The organism is Pseudonocardia broussonetiae (assembly GCF_013155125.1).
GTDB lineage: Bacteria > Actinomycetota > Actinomycetes > Mycobacteriales > Pseudonocardiaceae > Pseudonocardia > Pseudonocardia broussonetiae.
The window spans coordinates 1,254,982-1,271,191 of the sequence record NZ_CP053564.1 but is presented as its reverse complement, the minus strand read 5'-3'; the positions used below and the strand labels follow the sequence as shown (position 1 = coordinate 1,271,191).

15 protein-coding genes are annotated in these 16,210 nt (G+C 73.1%); 11 read left to right on the top strand and 4 right to left on the bottom strand.

The annotated features are described in order from the left end of the window. Positions 1–69: 69 nt before the first annotated feature. The 7 genes from HOP40_RS06220 to HOP40_RS06190 all read left to right on the top strand — a co-directional run bounded on the left by HOP40_RS06220 (position 70) and on the right by HOP40_RS06190 (position 8,102). Complete coding sequence (locus HOP40_RS06220; RefSeq protein ID WP_172155517.1) at positions 70–1,737, top strand: ABC transporter substrate-binding protein; 1,668 nt, start codon at positions 70–72, stop codon at positions 1,735–1,737. Between the two features lie 78 nt (positions 1,738–1,815). Next, entirely contained in the window at positions 1,816–2,820 is a 1,005-nt protein-coding gene (locus HOP40_RS06215) for an ABC transporter permease (protein WP_172155514.1), read from the top strand. Next, the gene (locus HOP40_RS06210) at positions 2,817–3,743 is read left to right on the top strand and encodes an ABC transporter permease (RefSeq protein ID WP_172155512.1); all 927 of its coding nucleotides are present in this window, start codon (positions 2,817–2,819) and stop codon (positions 3,741–3,743) included. The genes HOP40_RS06215 and HOP40_RS06210 overlap by 4 nt, the downstream gene beginning before the upstream one ends. Then, on the top strand, positions 3,740–4,762 hold the full coding sequence (locus HOP40_RS06205) for an ABC transporter ATP-binding protein (RefSeq protein WP_172155510.1): 1,023 nt from the start codon (positions 3,740–3,742) through the stop codon (positions 4,760–4,762). Before HOP40_RS06210 ends, HOP40_RS06205 begins: the two co-directional genes overlap by 4 nt. Before the next feature lie 5 nt (positions 4,763–4,767). Next, complete coding sequence (locus HOP40_RS06200; RefSeq protein ID WP_172155508.1) at positions 4,768–5,883, top strand: ABC transporter ATP-binding protein; 1,116 nt, start codon at positions 4,768–4,770, stop codon at positions 5,881–5,883. Positions 5,884–5,903: 20 nt separating this feature from the next. Further along, positions 5,904–7,433, top strand: coding sequence for an asparagine synthase (glutamine-hydrolyzing) (asnB, locus tag HOP40_RS06195; protein ID WP_172155506.1), 1,530 nt, complete (start codon positions 5,904–5,906; stop codon positions 7,431–7,433). Between the two features lie 72 nt (positions 7,434–7,505). Then, positions 7,506–8,102 carry a hypothetical protein gene (locus HOP40_RS06190; protein ID WP_172155504.1) on the top strand — a complete coding sequence of 199 codons (597 nt, stop codon included), beginning with the start codon at positions 7,506–7,508 and terminating at the stop codon, positions 8,100–8,102. Position 8,103: 1 nt separating this feature from the next. On the opposite strand, the gene HOP40_RS06185 is transcribed toward HOP40_RS06190, so the two are convergent. Next, positions 8,104–8,838 carry a class I SAM-dependent methyltransferase gene (locus HOP40_RS06185; RefSeq protein ID WP_172155502.1) on the bottom strand — a complete coding sequence of 245 codons (735 nt, stop codon included), beginning with the start codon at positions 8,836–8,838 and terminating at the stop codon, positions 8,104–8,106. Positions 8,839–8,846: 8 nt separating this feature from the next. After that, entirely contained in the window at positions 8,847–10,658 is a 1,812-nt protein-coding gene (gene leuA, locus HOP40_RS06180) for a 2-isopropylmalate synthase (protein WP_172155500.1), read from the bottom strand. 269 nt (positions 10,659–10,927) lie between these two features. On the opposite strand from leuA, the gene HOP40_RS06175 reads away from it, so the two are divergent. Further along, on the top strand, positions 10,928–11,230 hold the full coding sequence (locus HOP40_RS06175; protein ID WP_172155498.1) for a hypothetical protein: 303 nt from the start codon (positions 10,928–10,930) through the stop codon (positions 11,228–11,230). Between the two features lie 64 nt (positions 11,231–11,294). Here the strand turns inward: HOP40_RS06175 and HOP40_RS06170 are convergent, their stop codons facing one another. Both HOP40_RS06170 and HOP40_RS06165 read right to left on the bottom strand, forming a co-directional pair. After that, on the bottom strand, positions 11,295–11,879 hold the full coding sequence (locus HOP40_RS06170; RefSeq protein WP_172155496.1) for a DUF11 domain-containing protein: 585 nt from the start codon (positions 11,877–11,879) through the stop codon (positions 11,295–11,297). Between the two features lie 17 nt (positions 11,880–11,896). Next, a complete protein-coding gene (locus tag HOP40_RS06165; RefSeq protein ID WP_172155494.1) occupies positions 11,897–12,352 on the bottom strand; it encodes a hypothetical protein in 456 nt (151 codons plus the stop codon). A 250-nt stretch (positions 12,353–12,602) separates the two neighbouring features. Here HOP40_RS06165 and HOP40_RS06160 point away from each other — a divergent pair, with 250 nt between their 5' ends. From HOP40_RS06160 to HOP40_RS06150, 3 genes are all read left to right on the top strand, one after another. Beyond that, complete coding sequence (locus HOP40_RS06160) at positions 12,603–13,868, top strand: aspartate kinase (RefSeq protein ID WP_172167935.1); 1,266 nt, start codon at positions 12,603–12,605, stop codon at positions 13,866–13,868. Next, on the top strand, positions 13,865–14,920 hold the full coding sequence (locus HOP40_RS06155) for an aspartate-semialdehyde dehydrogenase (protein WP_172155492.1): 1,056 nt from the start codon (positions 13,865–13,867) through the stop codon (positions 14,918–14,920). Before HOP40_RS06160 ends, HOP40_RS06155 begins: the two co-directional genes overlap by 4 nt. Positions 14,921–15,086: 166 nt before the next feature. After that, positions 15,087–16,202: an ABC transporter ATP-binding protein gene (locus HOP40_RS06150; RefSeq protein ID WP_172155481.1), complete on the top strand. Its 1,116-nt coding sequence runs from the start codon at positions 15,087–15,089 to the stop codon at positions 16,200–16,202. Positions 16,203–16,210: the final 8 nt, after the last annotated feature.

Here is a 16,210-nt window from a genome sequence, read left to right as displayed (position 1 = left end):
CTCGCACGCCTACCGCTGAGTACGAGGCCCCATTACCGTTCGCGGGTCTCCTACGAAGAGGTGCCGTCCATGAGATCTGCCCGACGACTGTCCGCCGCCCTGACCGCGGGCCTGCTCGCCGTGACCCTTGCCGCCTGCGCCACCTCCGAGCGCGACGACGGTGCCGCCGCGGGCGGTTCCGGCGAGAGCGGCGGGACGCTGGTGTTCGGTGCGCCCGGTGCGCCGGACAACTTCGACCCGATCTTCGCCACGGACGGCGAGACGTTCCGTCCCGCCCGGCAGATGTTCGACACGCTGATCACCTACGCGCAGGGCACCTCCGACCTCGCGCCGGGCCTGGCCACCGAGTGGACGCCGAACGCCGACGGCACCCAGTGGACGTTCACGCTCCGCGAGGGCGTCACGTTCCACGACGGCACCCCGTTCGACGCCGCCGCGGTCTGCTTCAACTTCGACCGCTGGTACAACCTCCCCAGCGAGGCCGCGCAGAGCCAGGCGATCTACTACACCGACACGTTCGGCGGCTACGCCAACAACCTGGCGGGCGGCGGTGACCCGGTCTACAACTCGTGCGCGGCCCCCGCGCCGAACCAGGCGGTCGTCACGCTGAACCGCAACAAGGGCGCCTTCCCCGCGGCGTTCGGCCTGACCTCGCTGTCGATCTCCAGCCCCACCGCGCTGCAGCAGTACGACGCCGACACGATCACCCAGAGCGGCGAGGCGTTCAGCTACAGCGCCTACGCGAACGAGCACCCGACGGGCACCGGTCCGTTCAAGTTCGAGAGCTACGACCGTGCCGGGGGCGTCATCACCCTCGTGCGCAACGACGAGTACTGGGGCGAGCCGGCCCAGCTGGAGCGGCTGATCTTCCGGGTCATCCCCGACGAGAACGCGCGGCGCCAGGAGCTCCAGGCCGGCACGATCGACGGTTACGACCTGCCGAGCCCGGCCGACTGGGACGCGCTGGAGGCCGACGGCAACCAGGTGCTGGTGCGCCCGCCGTTCAACGTCCTCTACCTGGGCATCAACCAGAAGAACAACCCGGCGCTGCAGGACGTCCGCGTCCGCCAGGCGATCGGCTACGCGCTCGACCGCGAGTCGCTGGTGCGCAACCAGCTGCCCGAGGGCGCCACGGTCGCCACGCAGTTCATGCCCGACACCGTGGCGGGCTACGCCGACGACATCGCCCCCATCCCGTACGACCCGGAGCGGGCGCGGGCGCTGCTGGCCGAGGCCGGGCAGTCGAACCTGACGCTGAACTTCTACTACCCGACCGAGGTCACCCGGCCCTACATGCCGAACCCGACCAACATCTTCACGGCGCTGTCGGAGAACCTGCGCCAGGTCGGGATCACCGTCAACCCGGTGGCGCAGCCCTGGGCCGGTGGGTACCTCGACTCGGTGAACGTCAACGGCGTGCAGGACCTGCACATCATCGGCTGGACCGGTGACTACAACGACGCGGGCAACTTCGTCGGCACGTTCTTCGGTGCGGCCAAGCCGGAGTTCGGGTTCACCAACGAGGCGCTGTTCAGTGCCATCACCGCCGCCGACGCCACGGTGGACCCCGCGGCCAAGGAGGCGGCGTACAAGCAGGTCAACCGCGACATCATGGCCTACCTGCCGGCGGTCCCGATCTCCAGCTCACCGCCTGCGGTCGTGGTCTCCGAGGCCGTCACCGGCCTGATCCCCTCCCCGCTGACCGACGAGCGCTTCCTGACGGTCAGCAAGAACTGACGGACGACACCCGGGTGGCACCGCTCGACCGGGCGGTGCCACCCTCGTGCGTCCGCGGTTCGGGGAGGAGGGGGGACCATGCTGAGGTTCATCGTGCGGCGGCTGCTGCAGGTGATCCCGACGCTGCTGCTGCTGTCCGTGCTGGTCTTCGCCTGGCTGCGGAGCCTGCCCGGCGGGCCGGCGACGGCGTTCCTCGGCGACCGCGCGACACCGGAGTCCGTGGCGAACCTGGAGCGGGTGCTCGGGCTCGACCAGCCGATCCCGGTGCAGTACGCCCAGTTCCTGGGCCGGGTGGTCACGGGTGACTTCGGCACCTCGACGATCACCGGCGAGCCGGTGCTCACCGAGATCGGCCGGGCGCTGCCCGCCACGATCGAGCTGTCGATCGCCGCGCTCGTGATCGCCGTGGTGCTGGGCATCCCGCTCGGCTACGTGGCCGCCCGCCGGCGCGGCCGCCCGCTCGACGTCGTGACCGTCATCGGCACGCTCGTCGGCGTCGCCGTGCCGGTGTTCTTCCTGGGCTACATCCTCAAGGCGGTGTTCGCGGTCGAGCTCGGGCTGTTCCCGCCGTCGGGGCGCCAGTCCGTCGCCGTCGACGCCACGAACGTCACCGGGTTCGCCGTGCTCGACGGGTTCCTCACCCGCGAGTTCGACGCCAGCCTCGACGCCCTGTCGCACCTGGTGCTGCCGGCCGTCGCGCTGGCGACGATCCCGCTCGCGGTGATCGTGCGCATCACGCGCGCGTCCGTGCTCGAGGTGCTCGGCGCCGACTTCGTGCGCACGGCCAACTCCAAGGGCCTCGCGCCCGGCACCGTCCGCGGGCGGCACGTCCTGCGCAACGCCCTGCTCCCGGTGTCGACGACGATCGGCCTGCAGGTCGGGCTGCTCCTCGCCGGGGCCGTGCTCACCGAGCGGGTGTTCGTCTGGGGCGGCATCGGGACCCTGCTCGCCGACGCCATCACCCTGCGCGACTACCCGCGCCTGCAGGCCATCCTGCTCCTGGGGGCGCTGGTGTACGTGCTCGTCAACCTGGTCGTCGACCTCTCGTACGCGGTCATCGACCCGCGGGTGAGGCTCTCGTGAACGCCACCACGTACGCACAGCGGCGCCGCAAGCGCGTCGACGACCTCGCGGGCGGTCGCAGCCTCACCTCCGAGGCCTTCCGCCGGCTGCGGCGCGACCCGGTCGCCATCACCGGTGCGGTGATCGTCGGCGTGTTCGTGCTGGTCGCGGTGTTCGCGCCGTTCCTCGCGCCGCACTCGGCCACCGAGTCGTTCCCGCAGCTGCAGGCCGACCTGCGCCCCGGCTCCATCCCGGGCCCGCAGGAGGGCTTCCCGCTCGGCAGCGACCAGCTCGGCCGCGACTTCTTCTCCCGCTTCCTGCTCGCCGCGCAGCAGACCCTGCTGGTCGGCGTGCTCGCCACGCTCATCGGGCTCGTCGTCGGAGTCGTCATCGGCACGCTCGCGGGCGCGTTCGGCGGCTGGGTCGACACCGTCCTCATGCGCGTCACCGACGTGCTGCTGGCCATCCCGAGCCTGCTGCTGGCGATCTCGGTGGCCGCGCTGTTCGCCAGCCCGTCGCAGACGTCGGTGATCATCGCCGTGTCGATCGTCGGCGTGCCGATCTTCGCGCGGCTGCTGCGCGGGTCGATGCTCGGACAGCGCGGGAGCGACCACGTGATCGCGGCGACTGCGCTGGGCGTCAAGCGGCCCGCGGTCGTGCTGCGGCACATGCTGCCCAACGCGATCGGACCGGTCGTCGTCCAGGCGACGCTGACGCTCGCCACCTCCATCCTCGACGCCGCCGCGCTGTCGTTCCTCGGGCTCGGCGACGCCGACCCGGGCCGCGCCGAGTGGGGCCTGATGCTGGCCCAGGCGCAGCCCCTGCTCGAGGTGCGGCCCGCGCTCGCGCTGTGGCCCGCGGCGGCGATCATCGTCATCGCGCTGGGCTTCACGCTGCTGGGCGAGTCGCTGCGCGAGGCCCTCGACCCGAAGGGGAGCCGATGACCGCCGCGCTGCAGAGGACGCCGGGCGGGTCGCCGACCACCGAGCCGCTGCTGTCGGTGCGCGACCTGCGCGTCGCGTTCACCCGGCGCGGCGAGCCCGACACCGTCGCCGTCGACGGCGTCAGCTTCGACGTCCTGCCCGGGCAGATCGTCGGCCTGGTGGGGGAGTCGGGCTGCGGCAAGTCCGTCACCTCGATGGCGATCACGCGGCTGCTGCCCGCCCGCGGGGTGAAGGTCGGCGGCAGCGCGATGATGGACGGCGTCGACCTGCTGACGCTGCCCGAGAGCGCGATGCGGGAGAAGCGCGGGCGCGACCTGTCGATGGTCTTCCAGGACCCGCTGTCCTCGCTCAACCCGGTGGTGCCGATCGGGGTGCAGGTCACCGAGGTGCTCACGCGCCACCGCGGCCTGAAGAAGGAGGCCGCGCGCACCGAGGCGGCCGAGTGGCTCGACCGCGTCGGCATCCCCGACCCGCGGCGGCGCCTGGACTCCTACCCCCACCAGCTCTCCGGCGGCATGCGCCAGCGCGCGCTGATCGCCATCGCGCTGGCCTGCCGGCCCAAGCTGCTCATCGCCGACGAGCCGACCACCGCGCTCGACGTGACGATCCAGGCGCAGATCCTGGAGCTGCTCAAGGAGATGGTGCGCGACACCGGCGCCGCGCTCGTCATGATCACCCACGACCTGGGCGTCGTCGCCGGGCTGTGCGAGACGGTCAACGTGCTCTACGGCGGGCGCATCGTCGAACGGGCGCAGCGCCACCGGCTCTTCGCCACGCCGCGCCACCCGTACACCAACGGGCTGCTCGGCTCGATCCCGCGGCTCGACGCGCCGGCGGGCGAGGACCTCGCCGCCATCCCCGGCTCGGTCGCCGACAACCTGCCGTGGACGAGCGCGTGCGCGTTCGCCCCCCGCTGCCCGCGCGCGATCGAGACGTGCCGGACCATCACGCCGGAGGCCGAGACCACCGGCGGGCGGCTGCTGCGCTGCTTCAACCCCGTGCCGGCGACCGCGGAATGAGCGAGATGACGACCACCGAGCCGCTGCTCGACGTCCGCGACGTCGCCGTGCACTTCCCGATCAAGCGCGGGCTCGTCCTGGACCGCACCGTCGGCCACGTCTACGCCGTCGACGGCGTCTCGCTGCGCATCGAGCGCGGCGAGACCTACGGCCTGGTCGGCGAGTCCGGCTGCGGCAAGTCGACGCTGGGCCGGGCGATCCTGCGGCTGGAGGACCCGACGTCGGGGCAGATCGTCTTCGACGGCACCGACATCGCCTCGCTCAAGGGCGAGGAGCTGCGGCGCAGGCGCCGGCGCTTCCAGATGGTCTTCCAGGACCCGCTGTCCTCGCTCGACCCGCGCCAGTCCGTGGAGTCGCTGCTGCTGGAGGGGCTCAAGGCGCACGGCCTGTCGAAGGGCCCGGAGGCCGACGACGCCCGGCTGCGCGAGCTCGTGGAGCAGGTCGGGCTGCCCGCGTCGTCGCTGCGGCGCTACCCGCACGAGTTCTCCGGCGGCCAGCGCCAGCGCATCGGCATCGCCCGCGCGCTGTGCGTCGAGCCCGACCTGATCGTCGCCGACGAACCGGTGTCGGCGCTCGACGTCTCCGTGCAGGCGCAGGTGCTCAACCTGCTGGGGCGCCTGCAGGGCGAGCTCGGCCTCACCTACCTCGTGATCGCGCACGACCTCGCCGTCGTGCGGCACGTGAGCGACCGGATCGGCGTGATGTACCTCGGGGGGATCGTCGAGGAGGCGCCGTCGCAGGCGCTCTACGACGACCCGCAGCACCCCTACACGCGCGCCCTGCTCTCGGCGGTGCCCGTGCCCGACCCGGAGCTGGAGGACCGCCGCGAGCGCATCCTGCTCACCGGCGACCTGCCCTCCCCGGCCGCGCCGCCGCCCGGCTGCCGGTTCCACACGCGCTGCCCGTGGCGGCAGGAGACGCGCTGCGACGACGAGCGCCCCGAGCTGCGCGTCATCGAGGGCGCGGCCCAGGGGCACCGCGTGGCCTGCCACTTCGCCGAGGACATCCGCGACGGCCGGATCCGCCCGCACCGCGTCGAGGCCGTAGCGTCGGACGACGTACTGGCCGCGTCGTCCGCCCCCGACCTCCCCGGGTCGGTGACGGAGGTCCTCGGCCGCTGAGGCGACGGAAGTGGGACAGCGTGTGCGGGATCGTGGCCGCCTACGGCGCCGTCGACCCCGACAAGTGCGAGCGCATGCTCGCCCGCCTGCGGCACCGGGGGCCCGACGACACCGGGGTCCTCGCGGTCGACGGGGCGTGGCTCGGGCACCAGAGGCTGTCCATCATCGACGTCAGCGGCGGGCACCAGCCGCTCACCGACCTCGACGAGACCGCGTGGATCGTCGGCAACGGCGAGATATACAACCACGAGCGGCTCACGTCGAGGCTGCCCGACGGGGTGCTGCGGTCGAGGTCCGACACCGAGGCGGCGCTGCACGCGGTCCTGCGCGGCGGGCCCGCGGCCGTCGCCACGCTCGACGGGATGTTCGCGATCGCGATGGCCACCGCCGACGGCGGCGGGCTCGTGGCGCGCGACCCGATGGGGGTCAAGCCCCTGTACCAGGTGACCGACGGTGGCGTCACCCTGTTCGCCAGCGAGCTCCGCGCCTTCGACGACGAGGACCGACCGCGCGTGGAGGCGTTCCCGCCCGGCTCGCTGTGGACGCCGGGGGCGGGCGTCGTGCGCTTCGCCGACGCCGTGCCGGTGGAGGTCCGGCCCGCGCGCCGCGCGCAGCACGACACGTGGGACGACGTCGTGCTCGACGAGGTCCGCGACGCCGTCGTCGCCGCGGTGCGGAGGCGGATGATGAGCGACGTCGGCGTCGGGGTCTTCCTCTCCGGCGGCCTCGACTCGGCGATCGTGGCGGCCATCGCCGCCCGCGAGGTCCGCGAGCGCGGCGAGGTCCTGCCGACCTTCGCCGTCGGCACGGCGGGCAGCGGCGACCTGGTCGCGGCCGCGCGCGTCGCCGAGCACATCGGCAGCGACCACCACGAGGTCGTCGTCACCGCCGCCGCCGTCGCGGAGGCACTCGACGAGGCCGTCACCGTCATCGAGCACTTCGACCCGGCGCTCGTCCGCAGCGCCGTGCCCAACCTGCTCCTGGCGCGGGAGGCGTCGAAGGAGGTGAAGGTGGTGCTCACGGGGGAGGGCGCCGACGAGCTGTTCGCCGGCTACTCCTACGTCCACACCGACGAGTTCGCCGACCCCGACGCCCTGCACGCCGAGCTGGTGCGCAGCCTGGAGCAGCTGCACGGGCTCAACCTGCAGCGCTGCGACCGCACGACCATGTTCCACGGCCTCGAGGCGCGCGAGCCGTTCCTCGACGCGGCGCTCGTGCGCACGGCGCTCGCCCTGCCGCCGGAGTGGAAGCAGCGCCCCGGCGGCCGCCCGGAGAAGGCGCTGCTGCGCGAGGCGTTCACGGGCTGGCTGCCCGAGGACCTGCTGTGGCGCGGCAAGGAGCAGTTCGGTGACGGCTCGGGTGCGGGCGCGGTGCTGGCCGCGCTCGCCGCGGAGCGGGTGGCGGGCACCGACACCGGCGCGACGCCCGAGGTGCCGGCGCACTGCTGGCCGCTGCGCAGCGACGAGGAGGTCCTGTACTTCGCGATCTGGAGCCGCGAGTTCGCCGGCATCCGCGCCGACGCCACGCTCCAGCCCTTCGCGACGGCGTAGCCGGCGGCCACAGGTCGCCGCCCTCTGCCAGGCTCCCCGGGTCGGCACACACCGTGCCGGACGGGAGGACCGATGGACGCACCGACCCGCCGCTCCCTGCACGGGGTGGCCGAACTGCTCCTCGCGGGGCCGCAGCACCGCGCGCACGGCACCATCCGGCTGCGCGTCACGCCCGGCGGGTTCGGCGGCGTCGCCGGGTCGCTGCGCGTCGACGGCACCGAGCTCGTCGGCGACGGGGTCCGTGCCCCGCTGACCGGCACCTACCGCGCGCTGGCCGCCACCGTGGGCGTCGACCCCGGGCCGCCGATCGGCCTCTACCCCGACTCCTCCGGCGTCGACCTCGACGACGAGGTCGTCGTCGACGCCGGGGCGGCGGCGGAGCTGGCGGACTGGTTCGCCCGCGGCGACGCCGGGCTGCGCGCCTTCGCACCCGGCGTCGAACCGGTGCTGTGGCCCGAGCACTTCGACCTCGCGCTCACCCTCGACGAGGTCAACTACGGCGTCTCGCCCGGCGACGGCGGCCACCCGGGGCCCTACGCCTACGTCGGCCCGTGGACGCCGCGCGAGGGCCCGTTCTGGAACGCGTCCTTCGGGGCCCTCCGCGACGCCGACGACCTCCCGACGGCGGCCGCGGTGGCCGCGTTCTTCGCCGAGGGCGCGCGGAGCTGAGTCAGGTGGGTCGGCGCGCGGTGACCGTCAGGAGGTCGTCCTGCCGGGCCACCGCGACGTCGGCGAAGCCCGCGCCGCGCACCGCCGCCGTGATCGCGTCGGGGGTCCAGAAGCGGCGCACCCACTCGTCGAGCTCCGTCTCGACCAGCCGTCCGTCGACGAACAGCTCGTAGACCCCGACGGCCGTCTCGACCTGCGTCGCCGGGTCGTACCGGCCGGTGCCGCGCAGCGTGATCGTGGCCCCGTCGGGCCGCCGCCAGAACGTGCCGCTCCAGGGCAGGCGCCGGACGCGCTCCGGCGGCGTCTGCACCTCCAGCAGCACCCGCCCGCCGGGCACCAGGTGGTCGCGGATCCGGGTGAGGGACCCGGCGACCTCCTCGTCGCGGACGACCAGCCCGAACGACCCGGCGACGCAGAACGCGAACGCGTAGCGGCGCGGCAGGTCCAGCTCGTGCAGCGCCTGCCGGTACTGCCGCAACGACCCCGGCGGGAGGCCGGCGCAGCGGCGCTCGGCGGCGGCGAGCATGTCGGCCGAGGCGTCGACCCCGTCGACGTCGAACCCTGCGGCGAGCAGGGGCGCGAGGAACCGGGCGGAGCCGCTCATCAGCTCCAGCGCGGGCGTCCCGTGGGCCTCCACCTGCGCCCGCAGGGACGCCAGCTCGGCCTCGGGGGCGTGCGGCTTGTCGAGGTCGTAGGCCTCGGTCAGCAGACGCCGGTACTCCGCCCGGTCCGTCATCGGTGCGCCTACCGCATCGCGCGGTTGACGGCCGAGACCACGGCCTTGAGCGACGCGCTCACGATCGAGCTGTCGACCCCGACGCCCCAGAGGACCTGGCCCTCCACGGTGCACTCGACGTAGGCGGCGGCGCGGGCGTCGTCGCCCGCGGACAGGGCGTGCTCGTGGTAGTCGAGGATCCGCACGTCGAAGCCGATGCCCGCCAGGCCGTCGACGAACGCCGCGAGCGGGCCGTTGCCGCGGCCGTGGATCTCGTGCAGGTCGTTCTCGACGCGCACGGTGGCCACGATCTCGTCGGTGCCCTCGCCGTCGCTGGTCAGCCGGTGCCGGATGAGCTTGAGCGGGGTGACGCGGTCGAGGTACTCGGTCTCGAAGACGTCGCGCATCTCCTTGGGGGAGACCTCGCCGCCCTCGGAGTCGGTGACCTCCTGGATCACCTTCGAGAACTCCATCTGGAGCCGCCGGGGCAGGTCCATCTGGTGCTCGGCCTTCATGATGTAGGCCACGCCGCCCTTGCCCGACTGCGAGTTCACCCGGATCACGGCCTCGTAGGTGCGGCCGATGTCCTTGGGGTCGACGGGCAGGTAGGGCACCTCCCACCGGTAGGCGTCGACCTCGACGCCCGCCTCGGCGGCCCCGGCCTTCATCGCGTCGAAGCCCTTGTTGATCGCGTCCTGGTGGCTGCCGGAGAACGCGGTGTAGACCAGGTCGCCGCCCCACGGATGGCGCTCGGCCACCGGCAGCTGGTTGCAGTACTCGACGGTGCGGCGGATCTCGTCGATGTCGGAGAAGTCGATCTGCGGGTCGATGCCCTGGGTGAACAGGTTCATCCCCAGCGTCACCAGGTCGACGTTGCCGGTGCGCTCGCCGTTGCCGAACAGGCAGCCCTCGATGCGGTCGGCGCCGGCCTGGTAGCCCAGCTCGGCGGCGGCCACGCCGGTGCCGCGGTCGTTGTGCGGGTGCAGGCTCAGCACGATGCCGTCGCGGCGGGCCAGGTTGCGGTGCATCCACTCGATGGAGTCGGCGTAGACGTTGGGCGTGGCCATCTCCACCGTCGCCGGCAGGTTGACGATCATCGGCGACTCGGGCGTCGGCTGCCAGATCTCGCTGACGGCGTTGCAGACGTCGACGGCGTACTGCAGCTCGGTACCGGTGTAGGACTCGGGCGAGTACTCGAAGCGCCAGTCGGTGTCCGGGTACTTCTCGCTGAACCGCAGCACCTCCTCCGCCCCGTCGGTGGCGATCTTGGAGATGCCCGCGCGGTCGGAGCGGAAGACGACCCGGCGCTGCAGGATCGACGTCGAGTTGTAGAGGTGGACGATCGCGCGCGGCGCGCCCTCGCAGGCCTCGTACGTGCGCTCGATCAGCTCCGGGCGGGCCTGCGTCAGCACCTGGATGGTGACGTCGTCGGGGATCATGCCCTGCTCGATGATCTCGCGGACGAAGTCGAAGTCGGTCTGGCTCGCGGCCGGGAAGCCGACCTCGATCTCCTTGTAGCCCATGCGCACGAGCAGCTCGAACATGCGGCGCTTGCGGCTCGGGCTCATCGGGTCGATCAGGGCCTGGTTGCCGTCGCGCAGGTCGACCGCGCACCACAGCGGGGCCGAGGTGATCCGCTTGTCCGGCCAGGTGCGGTCGGGCAGCGACACGGGCTCGACCAGCTCGTGGAAGGGGCGGTAGCGGTCGACCGGCAGGTGCGAGCCGCGCTGCGGGTTCCAGACGGGCTGGCCGTCGGGCGCGGGGAGCGACGGCGTGCGCAGCCGGCTCTGCGAGGCGGACGCAGAGGAGTTGAACACTGCGGCGTCGGGCGAGGTGGTCACGGGATTCACTGCTCCAGGGGGGTGGCCGATCAGGGACGACCGGCGCACGCCGAGAACCCGCGACGAGGGGCCGGTCGGTCAGACCCCGCCGCGGCAACCAAGGAGCAGGCGCGCCACGCCGTCGACCCTAGCCCGACACCCCGGGACGCCCGCAACCCCCCTCCCGTCCGCTGACCACCCGATCGGGTGATACTTACGAGTAGGGCCGGGCCGCGCGTTCTGCCACCATGGGCCGTCATCGTCCGGCAGGTCTACGAGGGTGGGTTCGAGTGGCAGTGGGCACCACGGCACGGCGGGGCATCGACGGCCTGGCCAACGTCCTGCGGATCATCGGCATGGCCATCGTGCTCGTCCTGGTGGTGTTCATCGTCCTCACGCTGCTGGACGCGAACCCCGAGAACGGGCTCACCGTGCTCGTGCGCGACCTCGCGAACACCTTCGACCTCGGGCTGTCGGACCTGTTCCAGCCCGCCGAGCCCAAGCTCGCCGTCGTCCTGAACTACGGCACCGCCGCGGTCATCTGGTTCGCGATCACCACGGTCGTCGTGCGCCTGGTGCGCCGGGCCGGCTGAGCCGGCCCCGGTCGCCGACGGCCGGCCACCCCCTCGGTGACCGGCCGCCTGCTCCTGCCGCGCGTCAGCCCGCGGTGGTCCGGGCGGTGGCGACGTCGTTGCGCAGGTTCGGGTCGACGACCCGCAGCGGGCTGCCGGCCGCGGCCGGCGTCTGCGTGCCCCGCACGCCCCGGTCGACGGTGACCGTGACGGTGTGGGTGACGGTGGCCCCGGACGCGACCGACGGGGCCAGGAAGCCGACGGCCCGCCCGTCGCGGGCCACGGCCCCGCCGCCACCCGCGGTGATCCGCAGGCCCTTGGGCACGGTGATGCCCGAGGCGACCGACGTCGCCGTCGCCGGGCCGGCGTTGCGCACCGTCAGGGTCGCGGTGAAGGTCCCGCCCTGCCGGACCGTCGCCGGTGCGGCGAGCGCGACGGACACGTCGGCGCGGGCCGGGCCCACCACCGGGGCGGGTGTCACGGTCAGGGCGTACGTCGTGGTCAGGGTGCCGCTGGTGGCGGTCACCACGACCGGGCCTGCGGTGGCGCCCGCGGTCAGGTCCGGGCTGACGGCCGCGCCCGTGGGGCCGGTCGTCGCGCTCGCCGTGGCCGACGTGCCGAAGGCGGCGCTGCCGCTCGTCACGGTGAAGGTGACGGGCGCGCCCGGCACGGGGGCGCCGCCGGCGCCTAGAGGGGCTCCCAGACCAGCGTGGTGAAGCCCTGCGGGGTGGTGACGCCGATGTTCAGCGCCGGGGCCTGCTGCCCGTTGCTCGTGCCCGCCTGCTCGACGAACGTCCGGTACTCGAGCGCGGTGATCTCCGACAGCTTCCGCCCGGCGAAGGCCGTGGTCGAGACCGTCGCCTTGTCGTTGCCCAGCGGGGTGTCGAGGCGCAGGTAGCCGGTGCCCGCCGGGGCGCCGCTGCCGTCCACCACGGTCGCCGTGCCGGTGTCGCGCTGGAACTCGCACAGCGGCGTCGTCGCCCCGCACGCGCGGGTGATGTCGGCGTCGGAGACGCGGACGGTGGTCGCCGCGGACGCGGTGCCGGCGCCGAGCGCGAGCCCGGCGGCGACGGCGGCGGCGACCGCGACGGCGGTGCCGGCCCGGGTCGTCCGGCGGAGGTGACGGAGCAGGGGTGAACGCACGGGCACTCCACGATGAGCAGGGAGGTGGGCGGGGTTCCCGGCCACCACCCCACCGTCGCCGCGATCACGGCGAGTGTTGCGACCGGCGCGCTGCGTCATCATTTCTGAGGAGAGGGACGAGCTGTGGTGTCCGTCATCCCGGTCGGCGCCGCCACCGCGTGCCGGTACTGTCGGGACCCGACCAGCGCCTGAACAGGCGGACGGACCCATGGGCGCGGAGTTCCCGCCGCGCCGGTTGAAGGAGGTCGGCGTGGCCCTCGTCGTGCAGAAGTACGGCGGATCCTCCGTCCAGGATGCAGACCGCATCAAGAAGGTCGCGGAACGGATCGTCCGGGCGCACAAGGAGGGCAACGACGTGGTCGTCGTCGCCTCGGCGATGGGCGACACCACCGACGAGCTCCTCGACCTCGCCGAGCAGGTCTCCCCGGCGCCGCCGCCGCGCGAGCTGGACATGCTCCTGACCTCCGGCGAGCGCATCTCCAACGCGCTGCTCGCGATGGCGATCCACGCGCTCGGCGTCGAGGCCCGCTCGTTCACCGGCTCGCAGGCCGGGATGGTGACGACCTCCAAGCACGGCGACGCGCGGATCGTGAACGTCAACCCGCAGCGCCTGCGCGAGGCCCTCGACGAGGGCTCGATCGTGCTCGTGGCGGGCTTCCAGGGCGTCAGCCAGGACTCCAAGGACGTCACGACACTGGGCCGCGGCGGCTCCGACACCACCGCCGTCGCGCTCGCCGCCGCCCTGGAGGCCGACGTCTGCGAGATCTACACCGACGTCGACGGCATCTTCTCGGCCGACCCGCGGATCGTCCCCGACGCGCAGCTCATCGACCAGATCACCTACGAGGAGATGCTGGAGATGGCCGCGTGCGGGGCGAAGGTCCTGCACCTGCGCGCCGTCGAGTACGCCCGGCGCTACAACGTCCCGCTGCGGGTGCGCAGCTCGTACACCGACAAGCCGGGCTCGCTCGTCACCGGCTCGATCGAGGAGATCCCCTTGGAGAACGCGATCATCACCGGGGTCGCGCACGACCGGTCCGAAGCCAAGATCACCGTCACCGACGTCCCGGACACCCCGGGCATGGCGGCGCGGATCTTCCGGACGGTCGCCGACGCCGACATCAACATCGACATGGTCCTGCAGAACATCAGCCGCACCACCGAGCAGCGCACGGACATCACGTTCACGCTGCCCCGCGTCGACGGCACGCGCGCGGTCGCCGCGCTCACCGCGGCGCAGCCGGAGATCGGGTTCGCGCAGATCCTGCACGACGAGGAGGTCGGAAAGGTGTCGCTGGTCGGGGCGGGGATGCGCAACCATCCCGGTGTGACCGCCACCTTCTGCGAGGCCCTGTCCGAGGCCGGCATCAACATCGAGACGATGAACACCTCGGAGATCCGGATCTCGGTGATCTGCCGCGTCGACCAGCTCGACACGGCGGTCAAGGCGCTGCACGACGCCTTCGAGCTCGGCGGCGCCGAGCAGGCCGTGGTGCACGCGGGGACCGGGCGATGACCGTCCTGGCCATCGTGGGTGCCACCGGTGCGGTGGGTTCCACGATGATCGACATCATCGACGCGCGCGAGACCGTGCCGTGGTCGGAGATCCGGCTCGTCGCCTCGGCGCGGTCGGCGGGCAAGGTCCTGCGGGTCCGCGGCGAGGACGTCACCGTCCGGCTGCTGGAGCCCGAGGTGTTCGACGGCGTCGACATCGCGCTGTTCGACGTGCCCGACGCGGTGAGCGCCGAGTGGGCGCCGGTCGCCGCGGCGCGCGGGGCGGTGGCCGTCGACAACTCCGGGGCGTTCCGGATGGACTCCGAGGTGCCGCTGGTGGTGCCCGAGGTCAACGCCGACGAGGCCGCGAACCGGCCGAAGGGGATCATCGCGAACCCCAACTGCACGACGCTGTCGATGATGGCCGCGATGGGCGCGCTGCATCGCGAGTTCGGCCTCACCGCGCTCGTCGTCGCCTCCTACCAGGCGGCGTCCGGCGCGGGCCAGCCCGGCATCGACCGGCTGCAGGCCGAGCTGTCGGCCGTGTCCGGCCAGGACGTGGGCAGGCGGGCGGGCGACGTGGCGGAGGCGATCAGTGCGGCCGGGCTGCCCGCGGAGTCGCCGTTCCCGGCGCCGCTGGCGCTCAACGTGGTGCCCTGGGCCGGCTCGCTGAAGGACGACGGCTGGAGCTCCGAGGAGCTCAAGGTGCGCAACGAGTCGCGCAAGATCCTCGGCATCCCGGACCTGAAGGTCTCGGCCACCTGCGTCCGCGTCCCGGTGATCACCACGCACGCGCTGGCGGTGCACGCCACGTTCGCGGGCGAGGTGAGCGTCGACGCCGCGCACAAGGTCCTCGGCGCGCAGCCGACGATCGTGCTGCGTGACGACCCGGCGGCCGGGCAGTGGCCCACGCCCGCCGACGCGGTGGGCGGCGACCCGACGGTCGTCGGCCGGGTGCGGCAGGCGCTGGACTTCCCGAACACGCTCGAGCTGTTCGTGTGCGGCGACAACCTGCGCAAGGGCGCCGCGCTCAACACCTACGAGATCGCGGAGACGGTGGCGGCCACGCTCTGAGGGCGCCCTCCGGGGGACCCGGTCGGCTGTGGCGCGGAGCACGTGTCCCGTGCCACAGTGATCGGGCGTCGTCGTCGACCTGCAGACCGGTCAACCATGCAGGCAGGCCCGGGATCACCCCGGGGGCCCGGCGCACCCGCCCTCGACCTCCCCTGGAGGACCTCCCATGGCCAGCATCACGTTCGACGCTGCCACGCGCACGTACCCGGGTGCCGCGCACCCCGCCGTCGACGCCCTCGACCTCGACATCACCGACGGCGAGTTCCTCGTCCTCGTCGGCCCGTCGGGCTGCGGGAAGTCCACCTCCCTGCGCATGCTCGCGGGGCTGGAGGAGGTCACCGGCGGGCGCATCCTGATCGGCGACAAGGACGTCACGCACCTGCCGCCCAAGGACCGCGACATCGCGATGGTGTTCCAGAACTACGCGCTGTACCCGCACATGACCGTGGCCGACAACATGGGCTTCGCGCTCAAGATCGCGGGCATGGGCAAGGAGGAGATCCGCAAGCGCGTCGAGGAGGCCGCGAAGATCCTCGACCTCGACAGCTACCTCGACCGCAAGCCCAAGGCCCTCTCGGGCGGCCAGCGCCAGCGCGTCGCGATGGGCCGCGCGATCGTCCGCAGCCCGCAGGTCTTCCTCATGGACGAGCCGCTGTCGAACCTCGACGCCAAGCTGCGCGTGCAGACCCGCACCCAGATCGCGGCGCTGCAGCGGCGCCTGGCCACCACCACCGTCTACGTCACCCACGACCAGGTCGAGGCCATGACGATGGGCGACCGCGTGGCGGTGCTCAAGGACGGGCTGCTCCAGCAGGTCGACACCCCGCGCAACCTCTACGACCGGCCCGACAACGTCTTCGTCGCCGGCTTCATCGGCTCGCCCGCGATGAACCTGGCGGACGTCACCGTCACCGACGAGGGCGCGGAGATCGGCGGGCACGTCCTGCCGCTGCAGCGCTCGGTCCGCTCGGCGCTGTCGGCCGAGGGCGCGCGCACGGCCACCCTCGGGTTCCGTCCCGAGTCGATCGCGGTGGTCGGCGACGGCGAGGGCATCCCGTTCGAGGTCGTCGTGGTGGAGGAGCTCGGGTCCGACGCGTTCGCCTACGGCAGCCTCAAGGTCGACGACGGCCCCTCGGGCGGCGACGGCAAGCTGCTCACCGTGCGCGTCGACGCCCGGACGCCCCCGCGCAAGGGCGAGATCATCCACCTGAGCATCCGCCCGGGCGAGGAGCACGTCTTCTCGCCGGGCACCGGCTCGCGGATCGCGCCCGCCGAGGGCTGATCCACCCG